Raw genomic sequence first — 17,876 nt, 5'->3', positions numbered from 1 at the left:
CAGATCACCCAAATTGTGTCTGTCTCAAGGCTATGGCTTGAGGGCTATTTCAGTGCGCCGACAATCCCGGCATCGGGAAAGCAGGTTGCCGCGCGCCCGTTTTTCGCCTGCCAGTCGCCGATAGAACGCCTCGTCTTGAAGCCCGGCAAGCCATCTGCGCCGCCGACATCGTAGCCTGCCTTTTGCAGACCGCGCTGCATGGCGGCTATATCCGAGCGGTAAAGCCCGCCGACCTTGCCCCATTCGCCGGAAAAGCGGCGGTCGCCATGCGCGATGCGATCGGCTCCGTGGCCGATGAAAAGAGCATAGAGATCGCTCATATTGTATTCTTTCAGAACGTAGAAGTTCGGCGTCACGATGAAAGCGGGACCGCTGCGTCCGGCAGGCATCAGCAGAAAGCCTTCGGCGCGCGCTTCATTCGCCGGAAACGCTCTGCCGCCGACCCTCTCGATGCCCATGCGCGCCCAATCGGAGATCTTGCGGCCCTGATCCGGACCTTCCAGCGCGCAGGAAACGGATGCGGGGACGTTGACTTCGAAGCCCCAATCCCTGCCCTTCACCCAGCCATAATGGGTCAGGTAATTCGCGATGGATGCCAGCGTGTCCGGCACCGAATTCCAGATGTCGGCGCGGCCGTCGCCGTCGAAATCGACGGCATGGGCGAGAAATGAGGTCGGCAGGAATTGCGGCTGGCCAAGCGCACCAGCCCATGACGAACGCATCGCCTCGCGGCTTACCATGCCGCGCTCGACCATTTCGAGACCGGCAAGCACTTCCTTTCGGAACATGTCCTTGCGGGTGGCGAGGAAAGCCTTCGTGCCAAGCACTTCGAATGCGTCATACGGCATTTTGGCTGCGCCGAAGCCCGATTCGCGACCCCAGATTGCAACGATCACGCCAGCGGGAACACCATAGCGCTTTTCGATGGCCGCCAGCGTTCTGGCATGCTGGTTGACACGCGTGCGCCCACCGGCAGTGACGCCGCTGACCGTCTTTTCCGCGAAATAATTGCCGGGCGAACCGAACTCGGCCTGATGCTGTTTTTTCGGCGTTTCCGCGCTCTGGCCGGGCAGAACGAGATCGGGGAGTTTGAGGTTAGGCTTCACGCCCGCAAAGGCGGCGTTGAACGTGGCTTGAGAAATGCCCTTTGACCGCGCTTCCGGCCATAGGTCGTTCTTTAGCCATGTCTGGAATTGGACGTCGGTGGATTGAGCGTGTGCGGGGGAGAGGGTGAAGGCGGCGGCAAGAAAAAATACTGTTCGGATGACAGTAGAACGAATTTTCGAGGTCCAGTCACCCCCCTCTGTCCTGCCGGACATCTCCCCCTCAAGGGGGGAGATCAGCAGTTGAGGTGTCGGTGATTGGCTAATCTCCCCCCTTGAGGGGGAGATGTCCGGCAGGACAGAGGGGGGTGAGAACGACGGGCGCAACGTTTGCAAGGCTTTAGAAATTATGGACTTGCAACAAAACATCAAAACACCGTCCTCGATTTCAGCGCCGCCGTCAGCGTACCCTCATCCAGATAGTCCAGCTCGCCGCCGACCGGCACGCCATGCGCCAGCCTCGTGATCTTCACCTCGAAGCTGGACAATTGATCCATGAGATAATGCGCGGTCGTCTGGCCTTCGACGGTCGCGTTGACCGCCAGGATGATTTCGCTCACCTCGCCCGTCGCGATGCGGTCGATCAATCCGGCAATATTAAGCTGATCAGGGCCGATGCCGTCCAGCGGCGAGAGCGTGCCGCCGAGAACGTGGTAGCGCGCATTCATCGCTGCCGCCCGCTCCAGCGCCCAAAGATCGGACACGTCTTCCACGACGATTATGGTCGTCGCGTCACGGCGCGGATCGGAACAGACCATGCAAGGATCGACCGTATCGACATTGCCGCAAACGGAGCAGATGCGCACTTTCTCGACCGCATCGCTCATGGCGGATGCAAGCGGCGCGAGAAGCTGTTCTTTTTTCTTGATGAGATGAAGAGCCGCCCTGCGGGCAGAACGCGGACCAAGCCCCGGCACCTTCGACAGGAGCTGGATCAGGCGTTCGATTTCAGGACCGGCGATTCGCTTGGACATGGAGGTTTTATAGAGCGAATAGGGAATAGCGAATAGGGATCGAAGAAAGTCCGCTATTCGCTAATTCCTACTCGCTATTCGCTTTTTAGAAAGGCAGCTTCATGCCGGGCGGGATGGGCAGACCGGCGGTCAGCGCCTTGGTCTTTTCCTGCATTTCGGCTTCGACCTTAACCTTGGCGTCGTTATGCGCAGCGAGGATAAGGTCTTCGAGGATTTCGACATCGTCTTCCTTGAAGAGCGACGGGTCGATTTTCAGCGACGTCATTTCGAACTTGCCTGAAATCGTGACGGTGACCAGGCCGCCGCCAGACTGACCGGAGGCTTCCATGGTTGAGATTTCTTCCTGCATGGCCTGAAATTTGGCCTGCATTTCCTTGGCTTTGCCCATCAGGCCCAGAAGGTCTTTCATGGTGCTTTCCTTTTATCAGCTATCGTCATCATCATCCACTGAGGGATCAGGCGGGATATCGCTTTCCGTATCGACTTCCGGCGCGTCCGGAATTCTCACATCTATGATCTTCGCGCCCGGAAAGCGCGATAAAATGGCGGCGACGGTCGGGTCGCTCTTTGCGTCGAGAAACGCGGTTTCGCGCTTGCTCGCTTCCATCTCGGCCATTGTCGGCCCGCCCTCTTCGCGGGCGAGCGTCACGACCCAGCGGCGGCCCGTCCATTTCAGGAGCTTGCCGGTCAGGTCGCCGAGCAAAGTCTTAGGCGCTTCGGGCGTCAGGCTGACTTCCAGTCTGCCCGGCTCGATGCGAACCGGACGCACGCAACGCTTCAGCAGAACCTTGAAGGTCATGTCGCGGTTGGCATCCGCCAGGGCGACGATATCGGCGATGGATTTGAGCGGGACTTCCGGCTCTTCGGGCTGGGCCTGAATTTCGGGCTTTACGAACTCGGCAGGTTCCGGCGCAACCAGCCGCATCGTCTGGCCGCCATTGCCGCCGCCCGACGAAACCCGCGCCGTTGAGACAGCATGAGCGCCATTGCCGGGGCCAGCACCATTTCCATTACCGGATGAAGGACGCGAGCCTTGCGGCGCAGGCTGATCGGAATCGCCAAGCGATTTCAGCGCTTCGTCCAGCGTCGGCAAATCCGCAGCATGCGCAAGACGGATCAGCAGCATCTCGCCAGCGCTGACAGGGCGATTCGAGCTTTGTACTTCTGGAATTCCCTTGAGCAGCATCTGCCATGCGCGTGAAAGCACGCGAACCGACAGCGCATCGGCAAACTCGAGGCCGCGGCGGCGTTCTTCTTCCGACAGTGTCGCATCTTCCGCCGCTTGCGGCACGAAGCGCAGGCGCGTCACCAGATGGGTGAATTCTGCAAGATCGGTGAGAACGGCGGAAGGGTCCGCGCCTGTATCGTACTGCGTGCGAAACTCCGCCAATGCGGCAGCAGCATCGCCCTTCATGACATGCTCGAACAGATCGACGATGCGTGTGCGGTCGGCAAGACCCAGCATCGAACGCACGGCCTCGGCAGTAACCGTGCCTGCGCCATGGGCGATCGCCTGATCGAAGATCGACAGCGAATCACGCGCCGAACCTTCGGCGGCACGTGCGACCATTGCGAGGGCGGCGTCATCGACGTCGATGCCTTCGAGGCCGGCTATGTTGCGCAGATGGCCGACGAGTGCGGACGAATCAATGCGGCGCAGATCGAAACGCTGACAGCGCGAAAGCACCGTAATCGGCACTTTGCGGATTTCGGTCGTCGCGAAAATGAATTTTACATGAGGCGGCGGTTCTTCAAGCGTCTTCAGCAGGCCGTTGAAGGCCTGTGTGGACAGCATGTGAACTTCGTCGATGATGTAGACCTTGTAGCGCGCCGAAACGGGCGAATAGCGCACCTGTTCGATGATATCGCGAATGTCGTCGATGCCGGTATGGGAAGCGGCGTCCATCTCGATCACATCGACATGGCGGCCTTCCATGATCGCTTTGCAATGCTCTCCGAGCTCGCGCAGATCGACGGACGGTTCGTTGATATCGGCGGTTTTATAATTCAGCGCACGCGCCAGAATGCGCGCGGTGGTGGTCTTGCCCACACCGCGAACGCCGGTCAGCATCCATGCTTGCGCGATGCGGCCTGTTGAAAATGCGTTGGTGAGCGTGCGGACCATCGGCTCCTGGCCGATGAGCGTATCGAAATCGGAAGGCCGATATTTTCGGGCGAGAACTCGATAGGCGCCGGCAGCCTTCTGATTCTGGTCGTTTCCGGCTTCGCTCATGCGCCCGTTTCGCTCCGATCGCTATAGCCATGCGCTCCGGTAGATGGACGCGGGCTCTTCGTTGTCACTCGACCATGCCACGATCGGCCGTGAATGTCTCGGCGGACCGCTACGGCATATGGCGAAGAGGTGGGAGGCTGGCACAATGACCCGTGCCGTGGCTCGTTAGGGCTGCTTCCTTCCGGACCTGACCCGGTTGGCGAGTGGCTCGTCCACCACCAACCTCCCGCTTTCCATATCGGCAATTCGATCGAGAAATGCAAGAGCGTTGGCCAGAGGCTTTCAATGATTCGCTTGCAGTCGGCATGCGCGACAACTAGCCTCTCGCTGAAAATGAGGGAAAGCACATGATCGCTGGCCTGAAGGCCGGGTTTGAGTTGGACGCGAAACTCGAGTCCGACACTGAACCCTTGATGTGGCTCGGCCTCTGTGAATTGCGCGTGATGAACGACCAGAGATGGCCGTGGCTCATTCTCGTTCCGCAACGTCCCGGTATCGAAGAAATTCACGACATGACGCCGCTCGACCAGGCGATGCTGACATTTGAGACGAATATGGTGGCGGCGGCCCTGAAAAACACGACCGGCTGCACCAAGATCAATTCCGGCGCACTGGGCAACATTGTTCGCCAGTTGCATGTCCATATCATCGCACGAAACGAGAATGACGCCGCGTGGCCCGGCCCGGTCTGGGGTCACGGATTGCGCGAACCTTACGAGCAAAAGAAACTTCGCCCTTTCATCGAGAAGATAAAAGCCGCGCTGTAATTGCCGGTCCATAGAGACAGCTTAGAGCCATCCATGACATTCAAACTTTTCGACGCGCCATTGCGCGAACCAAGCCAGTTCACAGGGTTTTCCGGAAACAATATCGACAGGCAGTCCGAGAACCGGGCCGACGATTGCGTGCAGATTGCCCTTGCAGATCCGACGGCGCGGCTGCTTCTGATGCGCGGCGGGCGGCTTCATCTGAAATATGATGGCAGTAATTTCGACGCCTATTTCAATATATCGCAGGCAGCACCCTTTCTGCCGAAGCTTGAAGATTCGGTTCTGCTCGGATTGTCGGAGCAAGGGCCGGTGCTGGCGGTTCCCATCGGAGTCGAAGCGGAAGATTTGCCCGAGACGATCAAGGCGATCGATTACCGGTCGGTCTATATGCAGGGTCTGGTGGATTCTGCTGCGGTTGGCGCTTTGGCGCAGGGCGGCGCTCTGCTCGCATGGCACAGCACGCATCGCTTTTGCGGACGCTGCGGGCATCCCACGGAGATTCGCGCTGGCGGTTACAAAAGGCTCTGTACAAACTGCGCGACCGAGCATTTCCCGCGCACCGATCCGGTTGCCATCATGCTGACCGTCAAGCGCGACAAATGCATTCTCGGCCGCAGCCCGCATTTCGCACCGGGCATGTATTCCGCGCTGGCAGGCTTCATCGAGCCGGGCGAAACCATCGAGGCGGCAGTGCGGCGCGAAACATTCGAGGAGTCCGGCATCCGGCTCGGACGCGTGCTTTATCACGCAAGCCAGCCATGGCCTTTTCCCTATTCACTGATGATCGGCTGTTATGGCGAGGCGCTGGACGACGAGATTCGCGCAGACATGACCGAGCTGGAGGATTGCCGCTGGTTTTCGCGTGAGGAAGTCCTGACCGCGATTACCGGCAAACACCCTGAAGGCATCGTCGTTCCGCCCAGAGAGGCAATTGCCAGCCTTCTAATCCGCAATTGGGCGCAACAGGACTGAACCATCCAATGATTTCGGGAGAAAATCCGTGATCCGTCATACCGTCGTTTTCCGGCTTAAACACGCTTCTGGCTCTGCAAAGGAGAAGGATTTTCTCGAAAGTGCGAAAGCGCTGGCCGACATTCCAGGCGTCGAGCGATTCGAGCAGCTTCGGCAAGTCAGCAAAAAGAACGATTACGCTTTCGGCTTCTCGATGGAATTCGCGGATGAGGCCGCCTATGCCGGCTACAACAACCATCCAGCCCATGTCGCATTCGTCCGCGACCGGTGGGTGCCGGAGGTCGAAGCCTTCATGGAAATCGACTATGTGCGGCTGGATTGAAGCGGGACAAGCCCCTCATCCCCTGAGAGGCATTTAGTGCTCTAAGCTTCCAGATTATACAGCGCCCGCGTTTCGTGGGCGGGATAGACGCCCAGAATGCGAACTTCGCGTGAGAAGAATTTCAGCTCTTCAAGCGCCAGCGCGACATTACTGTCTTCCGGGTGGCCTTCAACATCGGCATAGAACTGCGTCGCGGTGAACGCGCCGAGCTGGTAGCTTTCGAGCTTCGTCATGTTGACGCCGTTGGTCGCGAAACCGCCCATCGCCTTGTAGAGAGCGGCTGGAACGTTGCGCACATTGAACACGAATGTCGTCACCATCGAAACGCCGGGCAAACGCTCTGCCCATTTCTTGGTTTTCGAAAGCACGACGAAACGCGTAATGTTGTTTTCGATGTCCTCGACGTCTTCTTCCAGAATATCGAGACCGTAGAGGCTGGACGCGAGAAGCGGCGAAAGTGCTGCCATCGTGCGGTCCTTGACCTCGGAAACCATCTTTGCAGCGCCCGCAGTGTCGCCCGCAATCACCGGTTTCCAGCCATTCTTGCGAATATATTTACGGCACTGGCCGAGCGCATGGATGTGGCTGTGCACGGACTTAATTTCATCGCGCTTTACGCCCGGCAGAACCATGAGCTGGAAATGGATCGGCAGGAAATACTCACCAACGATATGCAGCTTCGATTCGGGCAGAAGGTGATGAATATCGGCGACGCGTCCGGCGATCGTGTTTTCGATCGGAATCATCGCCAGATCGGCTTTGCCCGTTTCGACCGCATTGAACGCATCCTCGAAAGTCGGGCAAGGCAACGGCTCCATGGTTGGAAATACGTTGCGGCAGGCCGTATCGGAATTCGCGCCAGGCTCACCCTGGAAGGAGATGCGGTTGGTTTTTTCGGGCATGATGAACCTGTCTCAGGAAAGAATCGCGCGGGCGCGATCGAGGTCTTCGGGCGTATCGACGCCAAGCGGAACGGAATTGACGATTTCGGCGTCTATGCGCATGCCGGCTTCCAGAGCGCGCAATTGCTCCAGCCTTTCGCGACGCTCCAGAACGGACGGGCTTAGCGCCACAAAACGTTCGAGCGCGCGGCGCCTGTAAGCATAGAGGCCGATGTGATGATAAAGCGGCCCCTCGCCCCAAGGTGCGGTGGCGCGCGTAAAATAAAGAGCGCGCAGTCTTTGCTCGGACAGAGGCGAGCCGACGAGCTTCACCACATTGGGGTTGAGCTTTTCTTCCTCGCGTTCAATTTCGACGCAGAGCGTCGCAATATCCACGGAAGGCTCGTCGAATGGGCGAAGTGCCGCCCTGATCGTTTCGGGCTCGACGGTCGGCAGATCGCCCTGCACATTCACCACCGTTTCAACTTTTTTGTCGGGATCAACCTGAGACAGGGCCTCAAAAATGCGGTCCGAGCCCGATTCGTGGCCGACTTTCGTCATCACCGCTTCGAAACCATGTGCGCGAACGGCAGCGGCAACTTCGGCAGTATCTGTGGCCACGACAATGCGTCCGAGGTCGCTTTCGCGGGCGCGCTCGGCAACATGGACGATCATCGGCTTTCCCGAAATATCGGCCAAAGGCTTACCTGGCAGGCGGGTCGAGGCCATTCTTGCTGGGATTAGGATGAGTATGGACATGAGAATCGGGTGTTCCGGGACAAGCAATCAAAAGTGGCAAAAAGTCTCACTACGGGGCCTCTTATATGTGTTGCAACGGGCGAGCAAAAGACCTAGTTTCCGCCAAATTCAGCCGGCCCGGACCGGCTACTGAAGCATGCGGTCGGAGACACGGACTAGCGCCTTACGCAGGCCGGCCGGACAAGGGAGCCCTGGGGCGAATGGACTCATTCGAATTCAACAAGATAATCGGCGGCCTTCTGGGCACGGTATTCGTCGTGTTCTCTATCGCGATTGTCTCGGACGGGATCTTTGCCGCTCCGGTACCGGAGAAGCCCGGTTTCCACATCGAAGCCGTAGAGCCGGAAGCTGGCGGCGCAGCCGAAGCTGCCGTTGTCGTGCCGATCGCCAATCTGCTTGAAAAAGCGGATGCGGCAGCAGGCGAAGCGGTCTTCAGGCGTTGCACGGCCTGCCATTCCGGCGAAAAGGGCGGCCCGAACAAGGTCGGTCCCGACCTCTGGGACATCGTGAACCGTCCGGTCGCCTCGCATGAAGGCTTTGCCTATTCGGGCGCGCTCAAGGAATTCGCACAGGGCGGCTCGGTTGTCTGGGACTACCAGCACCTTTCCGACTTCATCCATGCTCCAAAGGGCCTCGTTCGCGGAACGGCAATGGGCTTCGCGGGCATCAAGAAGGACGATGAACGCGCAAATCTGATCGCTTATCTGCGTACGCTTTCCGACAATCCGGCACCATTGCCAACGCCGGAAGCAGAACCTGCAGCAGCTCCCGCCGAAGGCGCAGCACCGGCTGACGGCGCAGCTCCTGCCGAAGGTGAGGCTCCTGCACAGGAAAACAATGCCGAACAGCCTGCCGCACCGGCACCTACCGAGGGTGAAGCACCGGCAAATGGTGAAGCGGAACAGCCTGCAAAGGAAGCTCCTGCCGAAGGCGAGAACGCTCCCGCCGAGCAGCCTGCAACACCTGCGCCAGCGCAATAACGAAATTGTAATATTGCAGATCATGAAAAAGCCGGGTTCAGCCCGGCTTTTTTGTTAGAAATTCTGCATGTGCCTGAAAAAACGCAAAGACTGGCGGTTTTCATGGTGCGGGAATTCACTAGACTGGCGATTCAATTTTTGAAGAGGACAGTATGCGAGCAGGCTGGAAAGCGACCCTTCACGGAAACGGCTTCATTGCCGCCCTTCTCGCAATCGGTGTAGCAACCGCCTTACCAACCCTGGCCCACGCCGACGAGTGGCGCGTGTCTTCATCGCTGGACGCCGAGTCGAAATATGGCACTGATTTCAAACGCTACGACTATGTGAACCCTGACGCGCCCAAGGGCGGCACGCTCAATTCAGTGGCATCGGGCTCCTTCGACAGCTTCAATCCCTACATCGTGCAAGGCTCTCCCGCGGCCGGTTTCGCATCCTTCGGCGGTGGAATTCTCTATGAAACGCTGATGGAGCAGTCTCGCGACGAACCCAGCGTCAGCCACCCGCTGATTGCAGATGCGTTCAAATATCCGGATGACTTTTCCTCGGTCACCTACCGCCTGGATCCTCGCGCCAAATGGCATGACGGCACGCCGATAACCACCGACGACGTCATCTGGTCGTTCAACGTGCTGAAAACCAACAGCCCGATGTACAACCGCTATTACACCAACGTCACCGAGGCCGTGGCTATCTCCGACCGCGAGGTCGAGTTCCGCTTCGACCAGAAGGGCAATCGTGAATTGCCCAAGATCATCGGCGATCTCGTCGTGCTGCCCAAGCATTGGTGGGAAGGCACGGACAAGAACGGCAAGAAGCGCGACGTAACCCGCCCGACGCTGGAAGCGCCGCTGGGTTCCGGCCCCTACAAGCTCGAGAGTTTCCGGCCAGGCTCCGAAATAATCTGGAGCCGGGTCCCTGACCATTGGGCCGCGGATATCGGCGTCAATGTCGGCCGTAACAATTTCGATCGCCGCCGCTATGTCTATATTCAGGACGAATCCGCAGCCTGGCAGGCCTTCACCAAGGGCGGCATCGAGGATATCGAGGCGGAAGCCAGCGCGCGCCGCTGGATGACCGTCTATAATTTCCCTGCCTTCAACGCAGGCGATGTCATCAAGCGCGAGTTCAAGGCGACCGCTTACCAGAACATGCAGGGCTTCATAATGAACCTGCGCAGGCCGATGTTTCAGGATCGGAAGGTGCGCGAGGCTCTGACATACGCCTTTGATTTCGAGACCATGAACCGCACGCAGTCCTTCGGCCTCAATGTCCGCACGGACAGCTATTTCGTCGGCGGCGATCTCGCATCCAGCGGTCTGCCGCAGGGCGCGGAACTCGAAATCCTCAACGAGTACAAGGACCAGTTGCCGCCCGAACTCTTTACGCAAGAGTTCAAATTGCCTGTCTATGAAACGCCTCAATCCGAACGGCAGAATTTGCGCAAGGCGATCGAGCTGTTTGCCGAGGCGGGCTGGAAAATAAAAGACGGCAAGATGACCAACGAAAAGACAGGCGCGCCATTTGTCTTCGAAATTCTGGATTCGAGGCAAGGATCGGAATCGACGATCAATCCGTTCATCGCCAATTTGCGCAAGATCGGTGTTACCGCCTCGCTACGCGTTATCGACAGCAGCCAGTATATAAACCGGGTCAACGGCTTCGATTACGACGTGATAACTTCGGTCCTGCCGCAGTCCAGTTCGCCCGGCAACGAACAGCGCGATTACTGGGGATCGCAGGCTGCCGACGCGCAGGGTTCGAGAAACTATTCAGGCATCAAAAATCCGGTGGTCGATGCGCTTGTCGATAGGATCATCTTCGCCACCGACCGCGACGATCTCGTTGCCGCCACCCATGCACTCGACCGGGTTTTGTTGTGGAATTATTACATCGTTCCGCAGTTCAGCCGGCCGAACATCTTCCTGGCCTACTGGAACAAATTCGGCATTCCCGACAAGCAGCCGGAATATCTCGGCGCGGATATCGACTCCTGGTGGATCGACCCTGAAAAGGAAAAGGCGCTGGCGGCCAAATACAAGAGCGGCAATTGATGACGAGCTTCCGGCTGCCACGCCGCGCATTTCTCGCCGCCACAGGTTCGGCGGCGCTGGCAGCAATTCTGCCGGGCCGTGCATTTGCCGAAAGCCTAACCGAGGTGAAGCTTCACGGGCTGTCGGCATTCGGCGATCTGAAATATCCAAAAGACTTTCCGCATTTCGACTATGTGAATGCGGATGCTCCAAAGGGCGGAACCTTCAATTTCTCGCCGCCCAACTGGGGCTTTAATCAAAGCGTTCTCACCTTCAACACGCTGAACGCATTCTCGCTAAGAGGCGACGGACCGCCGCGCATCGAGATGTGCTTCGATTCGCTGATGGGTTCAGCATTGGATGAACCGGATGCGGTTTACGGGCTGCTCGCAGAAAGCGTGACGCTTTCGGCAGATCGCAACAGCTTCGAATTTTCACTGCGCCCGGAAGCGAAATTCCATGACGGAACGCCGCTGACGGCGCGTGATGTCGCTTTCACATTCGATACATTCAAGGAATCCGGGCATCCGACCCTGATGCTTTCGCTGACCGAAATGACGGAAGCGAAGGCGCTGGATGATCGCACCTTCCGCCTGACTTTCTCAGGCAAGCAATCGGCGCGGACCATTTTGAATGTCGTCGGTTTCCCGATCATTTCGTCCGCCTATTATACGGAAAACAAATTCGACGCCTCGCAGATGAAGCCGCCGCTGGGTTCCGGCCCCTACAAGGTCGGGCGCTTGTCGGCAGGCCAATGGATCGAATACGACCGGGTCGAGGATTACTGGGCGCGCGACCTGCCGATCAATCGCGGACAGTATAATTTCGACCGCATCCGTATCGAGTTCTACCGCGATAGGCAGGCCGGATTCGAAGCTTTCAAGAAAGGCGACATCTTCTATCGGCAGGAAGCGACAGCCCGCATATGGGCAACGGGATATGATTTTCCCGCGCTTAATGCAGGCAAGGTCATCAAGCGCGATTTCCCGTCGGATTTACGTCCTTCGATGCAAGGCACTGCGATCAACCAGCGCCGCGAACGCTTCAAGGATATTCGCGTGCGGCGCGCGCTGAACCTTTGCTTCGACTACGAATGGACCAATCGCAATCTGTTCTTCGGTCTGTATGAGCGGTCGCAATCCTGCTTCGAAAAATCCGAGTTCAAGGCCGAAGGCTCTCCCTCACCGGAAGAACTGGCGCTTCTCGAACCGTTTCGCGGAGAGTTGCCGCTGGAAGCATTCGGCGATGCCGTTATCCAGCCCGTTTCCGACGGTTCGGGGCGGGACAGAAAGCTCCTCAGCCAAGCTTCGAAGCTTTTTGCCGAAGCCGGATGGAAGCGCAGCGGCAATATGCTGAGAAACGAAAAGGGCGAGACGCTCGACGCCGAAATGCTGGTGGATGACGATTCTTTCGTCCGGCTGGTCGGCCCATGGGTGGAAAATCTGAAGGCTGTCGGCGTCAACGCAACGATCCGCCTGGTCGATTCCGCGCAATACGAAGCCCGGCAGCGCGATTTCGACTATGATCTGTACATGCAGGCACTGTCATTCAGCGCGACTCCGACCCGCGACGAGTTGGAAAACGTGTTTCACTCGCGCGCCGCCAGTGTTTCCGGTAGCCGCAACCTTCCCGGCACGGCCAGTCCCGCGATCGACGCCCTGATCAACGCAATCGGTGCTGCGGACAATCGCGAGACGCTGACTGTGGCAATGCGCGCGCTCGATCGGGTCTTGCGCGTGCGGCAAGACTGGATTCCAAATTGGTTTTCGCCGAATCACCGGGCAGCATTCTGGGATATGTTCGGTTTCAAGGAACCGAAACCCGATTATGGCTTCCCGGTCGAGGCAATCTGGTGGTTCGACAAGGACAAGGCGGCGGCAATTGGCAAGGGGTAATGAGCGCAACGCGCATCTGGCGGGACATGGATTGTCGCGCAATCCTGAAACCCGTCTCGCTGTGAGCATCGGCTGATGGGCGCCTATATTCTTCGACGCGTTCTGCTGATGGTGCCGACATTGCTCGGCATCATGGCCATTTCGTTCCTCGTCATCCAGTTCGCCCCCGGCGGGCCTGTCGAGCAGGTCATTTCACGCATAACCGGACAAGGCGGCGATTCCACCGACCGTCTCGGCGGTGGTGGTGGCGATGCCGGGAGTATGACCAATTTCGAAGTGGGCGGCGAAGTCTCGTCCAAATATCGCGGCGCGCAGGGGCTGGACCCCGAATTCATCGCGAAACTCGAGAAACAATTCGGTTTCGACAAGCCGCCGCTGGAACGCTTCGGCATGATGATCTGGAATTATGCGCGCTTCGATTTCGGGGACAGTTATTTCCGCGACATATCGGTGCTCGATCTCATTCTGGAAAAAATGCCGGTTTCAATATCGCTGGGGCTCTGGATAACGTTTTTATCCTATCTGATTTCGATACCGCTCGGCATTCGGAAGGCGGTGAAGGACGGCTCGGCCTTCGACATATGGACCAGCGGCATCGTCATCGTCGGCTATGCGATACCGGGTTTCCTGTTCGCTATCCTGCTCATGGTGCTGTTCGCGGGCGGATCCTTCTTCGACTGGTTCCCCTTGCGCGGCCTGACATCGGATAATTTCGACCAGCTTTCGATCGGCGGGAAAATCCTCGATTATCTGTGGCACATCACCCTGCCGTTGACCGCAATGGTGCTTTCGGCGTTCGCGACGACGACACTTCTGACCAAGAATTCCTTCCTCGACGAAATTCGCAAGCAGTATGTCGTGACCGCCCGCGCCAAGGGCTTGTCGGAACGGCAGGTGCTTTACGGCCACGTCTTCCGCAATGCCATGCTCATCATCATCGCAGGCTTTCCGGGCGCCTTCATCTCCGCCTTCTTCACCGGCTCTCTACTCATCGAAAACATCTTCTCGCTGGATGGGCTCGGCCTTCTCGGTTTCCGCTCGATCCTCGATCGCGATTATCCGGTGGTCTTCGCCAATCTCTACATCTTCTCGCTGATTGGCCTCGTTATCAGCCTTGTTTCCGACCTGACCTACACCTGGATCGATCCGCGCATCGATTTCGAGCGGCGAGACGTTTGATGAATAGCGTCGTGAACGAACCACTCGCGCCAGCAGCAGTCGAGAAGCGAAAGCGGCCATGGCTTTCGCCCCTTAATCAACGTCGCTGGCAGAATTTCAAGGCGAACCGGCGCGGATACTGGTCGCTCTGGATTTTCCTCATCATCTTCGTGCTGTCGCTGTTCGCCGAGTTTCTGGCGAATGACAAGCCGGTACTCGCCTATTACAAGGGCGAGATTCTGATGCCTGTTCTGATCGATTATCCGGAGGAGAAATTCGGCGGCTTCTACGCCATAACGGATTACCGCGATCCGATCATCATGGACGAGATCGAAGCGAATGGCTGGGCGATCTGGCCACCGATCCGCTATTCCTACCGCTCCGTGAACAATGAAATTCCGCAGGCGGCACCCGCCAAGCCATCATGGATGTACGACAAGGAAACGCGCTGCACGCGCTATCCGCAGGGCGCGAACGATCCCAATTGCGTCGTCGGCAACTGGAACTGGCTTGGCACCGATGATCAGGCGCGCGACGTCATGGCGCGTGTCATCTACGGGTTCCGCGTCTCGGTTCTTTTCGGCCTGATCCTGACGCTCGGCTCTGCCCTCATCGGTGTCTCGGCCGGTGCCGTTCAGGGTTATTTCGGCGGCGTCACCGACCTTATCTTCCAGCGTTTCATCGAAATCTGGTCGGCCATTCCGGTTCTCTACCTTCTGCTGATTGTGGCTGCCGTTCTGCCGCCGGGGTTCTTCATCCTGCTTGGGCTGATGCTGCTTTTCTCGTGGGTCGCTTTTGTGGGCGTCGTTCGCGCCGAGTTCCTGCGCGCGCGCAATTTCGAATATGTGAATGCGGCCCGCGCGCTTGGTGTGCCGAACCGCACGATCATGTTCCGGCATCTGCTGCCCAACGCCATGGTGGCGACGCTGACATTCCTGCCCTTCATCCTGAACGGCTCGATCACCACGCTGACCTCGCTGGACTTCCTCGGCTTCGGCCTGCCGCCCGGCTCGGCTTCGCTCGGTGAATTGCTGAAGCAGGGACAGCGCAATCTGAACGCGCCCTGGCTTGGGCTTTCCGGCTTCTTCGTGATTTCGATCATGCTGTCGCTGCTCATATTCGTCGGCGAAGCGACGCGCGACGCGTTCGATCCGCGGAAGACGTTCAAATGAGTAAAGAGCCTTTGCTGTCCGTCCGCGACCTCTCCATCGCCTTCACGCAAGGCGGGCGGGAGTCGCTGGCCGTCGATCATATCTCCTTCGATATCCAGAAGGGCGAGACGGTGGCGCTGGTGGGCGAATCCGGTTCGGGCAAGTCGGTTTCGGCGCTGTCCGTGCTGAAGCTCCTGCCCTACCCTTCGGCCAGCCATCCTTCCGGGCAAATCCTGTTCGAGGGCGAGGATCTGCTCGCGAAAGGCGAAAAAGCGCTTCGTAAGGTTCGCGGCAACAAGATCACCATGATCTTTCAGGAGCCGATGACCTCGCTCAATCCGCTGCACACGATCGAGCAGCAGATTGTCGAAGTCCTGAAAATACATCAGGGCATGGGCGACAAACAGGCGCGTGCGAGGACACTCGCGCTACTGAACGAGGTCGGTATCCGCGAGCCGGAAAAACGCCTTGGCGCCTATCCGCATCAGCTTTCCGGCGGCCAGCGCCAGCGCGTGATGATCGCCATGTCGCTCGCAAACGAACCCGCGCTGCTGATTGCCGACGAGCCTACGACCGCGCTGGACGTGACCGTTCAGGCACAGATTCTGGAGCTCCTGGCGAACCTCAAGACGAAGAATGGCATGTCGATGCTGTTCATCACGCACGACCTCGGAATCGTGCGCAAGATCGCGGACCGTGTCTGCGTCATGACCAAGGGCAAGATCGTCGAGACGGGTCCGACCAAGGACATCTTCGCCAATCCGCAGCACGAATATACGCGCCATCTTCTGGCCGCCGAGCCGAAGGGCAAGCCGCCGGTTGCGGACGCCTCCGCAAAGACTGTGATGTCGGGCGATGACATCAAGGTCTGGTTTCCGATCAAGCAGGGCTTCTTCCGCAAGACTGTCGATCACGTCAAGGCGGTCGATGGCATCGACATCGCCATTCGTGCCGGGCAGACGGTCGGCGTGGTCGGCGAATCCGGGTCGGGCAAGACCACGCTTGGGCTGGCACTCTCGCGGATGATTTCCTCGACCGGGAAAATCCATTTCGACGGACGCAACATAAACGAATTGTCGTTCAACGATATGCGGCCGCTGCGCCGTGAATTGCAGATCGTCTTTCAGGACCCGTTCGGATCGCTCAGCCCGCGCATGTCGGTCTCCGAAATCATCGAGGAAGGCCTGAAAATCCACGAGCCGAAGCTGAACGCCGACCAGCGCGACGAGCGCGTCGTGAATGTTCTGCGCGAGGTGGGCCTCGATCCTGAAACACGTCTTCGCTATCCGCATGAGTTTTCCGGCGGCCAGCGCCAGCGCGTCGCGATTGCGCGCGCGATGGTTTTGAAGCCACGCTTCGTCATGCTGGACGAGCCGACATCGGCGCTCGATATGAGCGTTCAGGCGCAGGTGGTCGATCTTCTGCGCAGCCTGCAAGCCAAACATGACCTCGCTTATCTGTTCATCAGCCACGATCTGAAGGTGGTGCGCGCGCTGGCGAATGAGGTGATCGTCATGCGCAACGGCAAGGTCGTGGAATACGGCTCCTCCGAGCAGATTTTCGAAAACCCGCAAACCGACTATACTCGCGCCTTGATCTCGGCAGCTTTCCGCATCGAGACGGCGGAGGTCGGCGCAGTCAGCGAATAGCAGGCAGGGGCATATCTCATGGCAGACGACAGCAGCGGACGCATTCTTGTTTCAGTGACGGGTCTGAACCCGCAGCATTGGCACGATGCCCTGTCGGGCAAGCGCAAGGTGGTGCTGGAGCCCGAAGGCGCGCAGGACCCGTCCATCGAATACGCCGTCGTCTGGAGGCAGAAGCACAATGTGCTGAAAAACCTGCCCAATCTGCGCGCGATATTCTCGGTGGGCGCCGGGATCGATCACATTCTGACCGATCCCGGCCTGCCGGATGTGCCGATCGTGCGCGTCGTGGCCGACAATCTCACCCGCCATATGACCGAATATCTCGTCTGGCGCGTGATGGATCATCACCGGCAGGGGCATCTTTTCCGCGTCCAGCAGCAGCGCAAGATCTGGCATGAGCCGCTGCAGCGAACCGCAAACGACATTTCCGTCGGTATCATGGGGTTCGGCGAATTGGGCCGTGCGACCGCCAAGCAGCTTCTGGCGCTCGGCTTCCGCGTGAATGGCTGGAGCCGGAATGCCAAGAGCTTCGAGGGCGTCGATACATTTGCGGGCGATGCCGGGCTGGTTCCGTTTCTGAACGCAACCGATATTCTGATCGTGCTTTTGCCATGGACACCAGCCACCGAAGGCATCGTCAATTACGAATTGCTGCGCGAATTGCGCCGCCGCAATGGGCTTGGCGGGGCGGTGCTTATTCAGGCCGGTCGCGGCAGATTGCAGAAAGATGCCGACATCGTCCGCGCGCTGGATGACGGAACGCTCAAGGAAGCGAGTCTCGATGTGTTCGAGATTGAGCCGCTGCCCAAAACCAGCCCAATCTGGACCCATCCGAAAATCTTCGTAACGCCACATGCGGCAGCGACATCTGACCCCGACCAGCTTGCACGCATGATGCTTGCGCAGATGGACGCTATTGATCGTGGAGAAGCGCCACAGAATGTGGTGGATCGCGATGCGGGTTATTAAGGTCATTCATTCTTAAATAGAAATGCAGGC

Annotated in this window: 16 protein-coding genes and 1 other RNA gene; 10 read left to right on the top strand and 7 right to left on the bottom strand. The window is 58.5% G+C overall.

Annotated elements, in window-relative coordinates; translation table 11 throughout:
* Positions 1–44: 44 nt before the first annotated feature.
* The 5 genes from ABFT80_RS17330 to ffs all read right to left on the bottom strand — a co-directional run bounded on the left by ABFT80_RS17330 (position 45) and on the right by ffs (position 4,537).
* A complete protein-coding gene (locus ABFT80_RS17330) occupies positions 45–1,319 on the bottom strand; it encodes a lytic murein transglycosylase (RefSeq protein ID WP_347973182.1) in 1,275 nt (424 codons plus the stop codon).
* Positions 1,320–1,471: 152 nt separating this feature from the next.
* Positions 1,472–2,077: a recombination mediator RecR gene (recR, locus tag ABFT80_RS17325; RefSeq protein WP_347973181.1), complete on the bottom strand. Its 606-nt coding sequence runs from the start codon at positions 2,075–2,077 to the stop codon at positions 1,472–1,474.
* A gap of 85 nt (positions 2,078–2,162) precedes the next feature.
* On the bottom strand, positions 2,163–2,486 hold the full coding sequence (locus tag ABFT80_RS17320; protein ID WP_347973180.1) for a YbaB/EbfC family nucleoid-associated protein: 324 nt from the start codon (positions 2,484–2,486) through the stop codon (positions 2,163–2,165).
* A 15-nt stretch (positions 2,487–2,501) separates the two neighbouring features.
* Positions 2,502–4,310, bottom strand: a complete 1,809-nt coding sequence (locus ABFT80_RS17315) for a DNA polymerase III subunit gamma/tau (RefSeq protein ID WP_347973179.1) — start codon at positions 4,308–4,310, stop codon at positions 2,502–2,504.
* A gap of 129 nt (positions 4,311–4,439) precedes the next feature.
* An RNA gene (gene ffs / locus ABFT80_RS17310) (signal recognition particle sRNA small type) lies at positions 4,440–4,537 on the bottom strand.
* Positions 4,538–4,657: 120 nt separating this feature from the next.
* On the opposite strand from ffs, the gene ABFT80_RS17305 reads away from it, so the two are divergent.
* The 3 genes from ABFT80_RS17305 to ABFT80_RS17295 are packed head-to-tail and all read left to right on the top strand — an operon-like array spanning position 4,658 to position 6,374.
* A complete protein-coding gene (locus ABFT80_RS17305) occupies positions 4,658–5,077 on the top strand; it encodes an HIT family protein (RefSeq protein WP_347973178.1) in 420 nt (139 codons plus the stop codon).
* A 33-nt stretch (positions 5,078–5,110) separates the two neighbouring features.
* The gene (gene nudC / locus ABFT80_RS17300; RefSeq protein ID WP_347973177.1) at positions 5,111–6,052 is read left to right on the top strand and encodes an NAD(+) diphosphatase; all 942 of its coding nucleotides are present in this window, start codon (positions 5,111–5,113) and stop codon (positions 6,050–6,052) included.
* A gap of 28 nt (positions 6,053–6,080) precedes the next feature.
* Positions 6,081–6,374, top strand: a complete 294-nt coding sequence (locus tag ABFT80_RS17295; RefSeq protein ID WP_347973176.1) for a Dabb family protein — start codon at positions 6,081–6,083, stop codon at positions 6,372–6,374.
* A gap of 41 nt (positions 6,375–6,415) precedes the next feature.
* Here the strand turns inward: ABFT80_RS17295 and ABFT80_RS17290 are convergent, their stop codons facing one another.
* A complete protein-coding gene (locus tag ABFT80_RS17290) occupies positions 6,416–7,276 on the bottom strand; it encodes a prephenate dehydratase (RefSeq protein WP_347973175.1) in 861 nt (286 codons plus the stop codon).
* Between the two features lie 12 nt (positions 7,277–7,288).
* Positions 7,289–8,014: a 3-deoxy-manno-octulosonate cytidylyltransferase gene (locus ABFT80_RS17285; RefSeq protein WP_347973174.1), complete on the bottom strand. Its 726-nt coding sequence runs from the start codon at positions 8,012–8,014 to the stop codon at positions 7,289–7,291.
* A 200-nt stretch (positions 8,015–8,214) separates the two neighbouring features.
* On the opposite strand from ABFT80_RS17285, the gene ABFT80_RS17280 reads away from it, so the two are divergent.
* From ABFT80_RS17280 to ABFT80_RS17250, 7 genes are all read left to right on the top strand, one after another.
* The gene (locus tag ABFT80_RS17280) at positions 8,215–8,994 is read left to right on the top strand and encodes a c-type cytochrome (protein ID WP_347973173.1); all 780 of its coding nucleotides are present in this window, start codon (positions 8,215–8,217) and stop codon (positions 8,992–8,994) included.
* A 152-nt stretch (positions 8,995–9,146) separates the two neighbouring features.
* Entirely contained in the window at positions 9,147–11,045 is a 1,899-nt protein-coding gene (locus tag ABFT80_RS17275) for an extracellular solute-binding protein (protein WP_347973172.1), read from the top strand.
* Positions 11,045–12,919 carry an extracellular solute-binding protein gene (locus tag ABFT80_RS17270; protein WP_347973171.1) on the top strand — a complete coding sequence of 625 codons (1,875 nt, stop codon included), beginning with the start codon at positions 11,045–11,047 and terminating at the stop codon, positions 12,917–12,919. The genes ABFT80_RS17275 and ABFT80_RS17270 overlap by 1 nt, the downstream gene beginning before the upstream one ends.
* 75 nt (positions 12,920–12,994) lie before the next feature.
* Positions 12,995–14,098 carry a microcin C ABC transporter permease YejB gene (locus ABFT80_RS17265; protein WP_347973170.1) on the top strand — a complete coding sequence of 368 codons (1,104 nt, stop codon included), beginning with the start codon at positions 12,995–12,997 and terminating at the stop codon, positions 14,096–14,098.
* Positions 14,098–15,249 carry an ABC transporter permease gene (locus ABFT80_RS17260; RefSeq protein ID WP_347973169.1) on the top strand — a complete coding sequence of 384 codons (1,152 nt, stop codon included), beginning with the start codon at positions 14,098–14,100 and terminating at the stop codon, positions 15,247–15,249. Before ABFT80_RS17265 ends, ABFT80_RS17260 begins: the two co-directional genes overlap by 1 nt.
* Positions 15,246–16,877: an ABC transporter ATP-binding protein gene (locus ABFT80_RS17255; RefSeq protein ID WP_347973168.1), complete on the top strand. Its 1,632-nt coding sequence runs from the start codon at positions 15,246–15,248 to the stop codon at positions 16,875–16,877. Before ABFT80_RS17260 ends, ABFT80_RS17255 begins: the two co-directional genes overlap by 4 nt.
* A gap of 18 nt (positions 16,878–16,895) precedes the next feature.
* Entirely contained in the window at positions 16,896–17,846 is a 951-nt protein-coding gene (locus tag ABFT80_RS17250; protein ID WP_347973167.1) for a 2-hydroxyacid dehydrogenase, read from the top strand.
* The last annotated feature ends 30 nt before the right edge of the window (positions 17,847–17,876 follow it).

Source organism: Foliimonas ilicis, from assembly GCF_039939195.1.
Lineage (GTDB): Bacteria > Pseudomonadota > Alphaproteobacteria > Rhizobiales > Rhizobiaceae > Foliimonas > Foliimonas ilicis.
The sequence above is the reverse complement of the archived record's forward strand: the minus strand, read 5'-3'. Positions and strand labels throughout refer to the sequence as shown.

Bases quoted from the DNA above. Each gene is read 5' to 3' on its own strand.
- ABFT80_RS17330 (WP_347973182.1), bottom strand. From the start codon at position 1,319: ATGTCCGGCAGGACAGAGGGGGGTGACTGGACCTCGAAAATTCGTTCT.
- recR (WP_347973181.1), bottom strand. From the start codon at position 2,077: ATGTCCAAGCGAATCGCCGGTCCTGAAATCGAACGCCTGATCCAGCTC.
- ABFT80_RS17320 (WP_347973180.1), bottom strand. From the start codon at position 2,486: ATGAAAGACCTTCTGGGCCTGATGGGCAAAGCCAAGGAAATGCAGGCC.
- ABFT80_RS17315 (WP_347973179.1), bottom strand. From the start codon at position 4,310: ATGAGCGAAGCCGGAAACGACCAGAATCAGAAGGCTGCCGGCGCCTAT.
- ABFT80_RS17305 (WP_347973178.1), top strand. From the start codon at position 4,658: ATGATCGCTGGCCTGAAGGCCGGGTTTGAGTTGGACGCGAAACTCGAG.
- nudC (WP_347973177.1), top strand. From the start codon at position 5,111: ATGACATTCAAACTTTTCGACGCGCCATTGCGCGAACCAAGCCAGTTC.
- ABFT80_RS17290 (WP_347973175.1), bottom strand. From the start codon at position 7,276: ATGCCCGAAAAAACCAACCGCATCTCCTTCCAGGGTGAGCCTGGCGCG.
- ABFT80_RS17285 (WP_347973174.1), bottom strand. From the start codon at position 8,014: ATGTCCATACTCATCCTAATCCCAGCAAGAATGGCCTCGACCCGCCTG.
- ABFT80_RS17280 (WP_347973173.1), top strand. From the start codon at position 8,215: ATGGACTCATTCGAATTCAACAAGATAATCGGCGGCCTTCTGGGCACG.
- ABFT80_RS17275 (WP_347973172.1), top strand. From the start codon at position 9,147: ATGCGAGCAGGCTGGAAAGCGACCCTTCACGGAAACGGCTTCATTGCC.
- ABFT80_RS17270 (WP_347973171.1), top strand. From the start codon at position 11,045: ATGACGAGCTTCCGGCTGCCACGCCGCGCATTTCTCGCCGCCACAGGT.
- ABFT80_RS17265 (WP_347973170.1), top strand. From the start codon at position 12,995: ATGGGCGCCTATATTCTTCGACGCGTTCTGCTGATGGTGCCGACATTG.
- ABFT80_RS17260 (WP_347973169.1), top strand. From the start codon at position 14,098: ATGAATAGCGTCGTGAACGAACCACTCGCGCCAGCAGCAGTCGAGAAG.
- ABFT80_RS17255 (WP_347973168.1), top strand. From the start codon at position 15,246: ATGAGTAAAGAGCCTTTGCTGTCCGTCCGCGACCTCTCCATCGCCTTC.
- ABFT80_RS17250 (WP_347973167.1), top strand. From the start codon at position 16,896: ATGGCAGACGACAGCAGCGGACGCATTCTTGTTTCAGTGACGGGTCTG.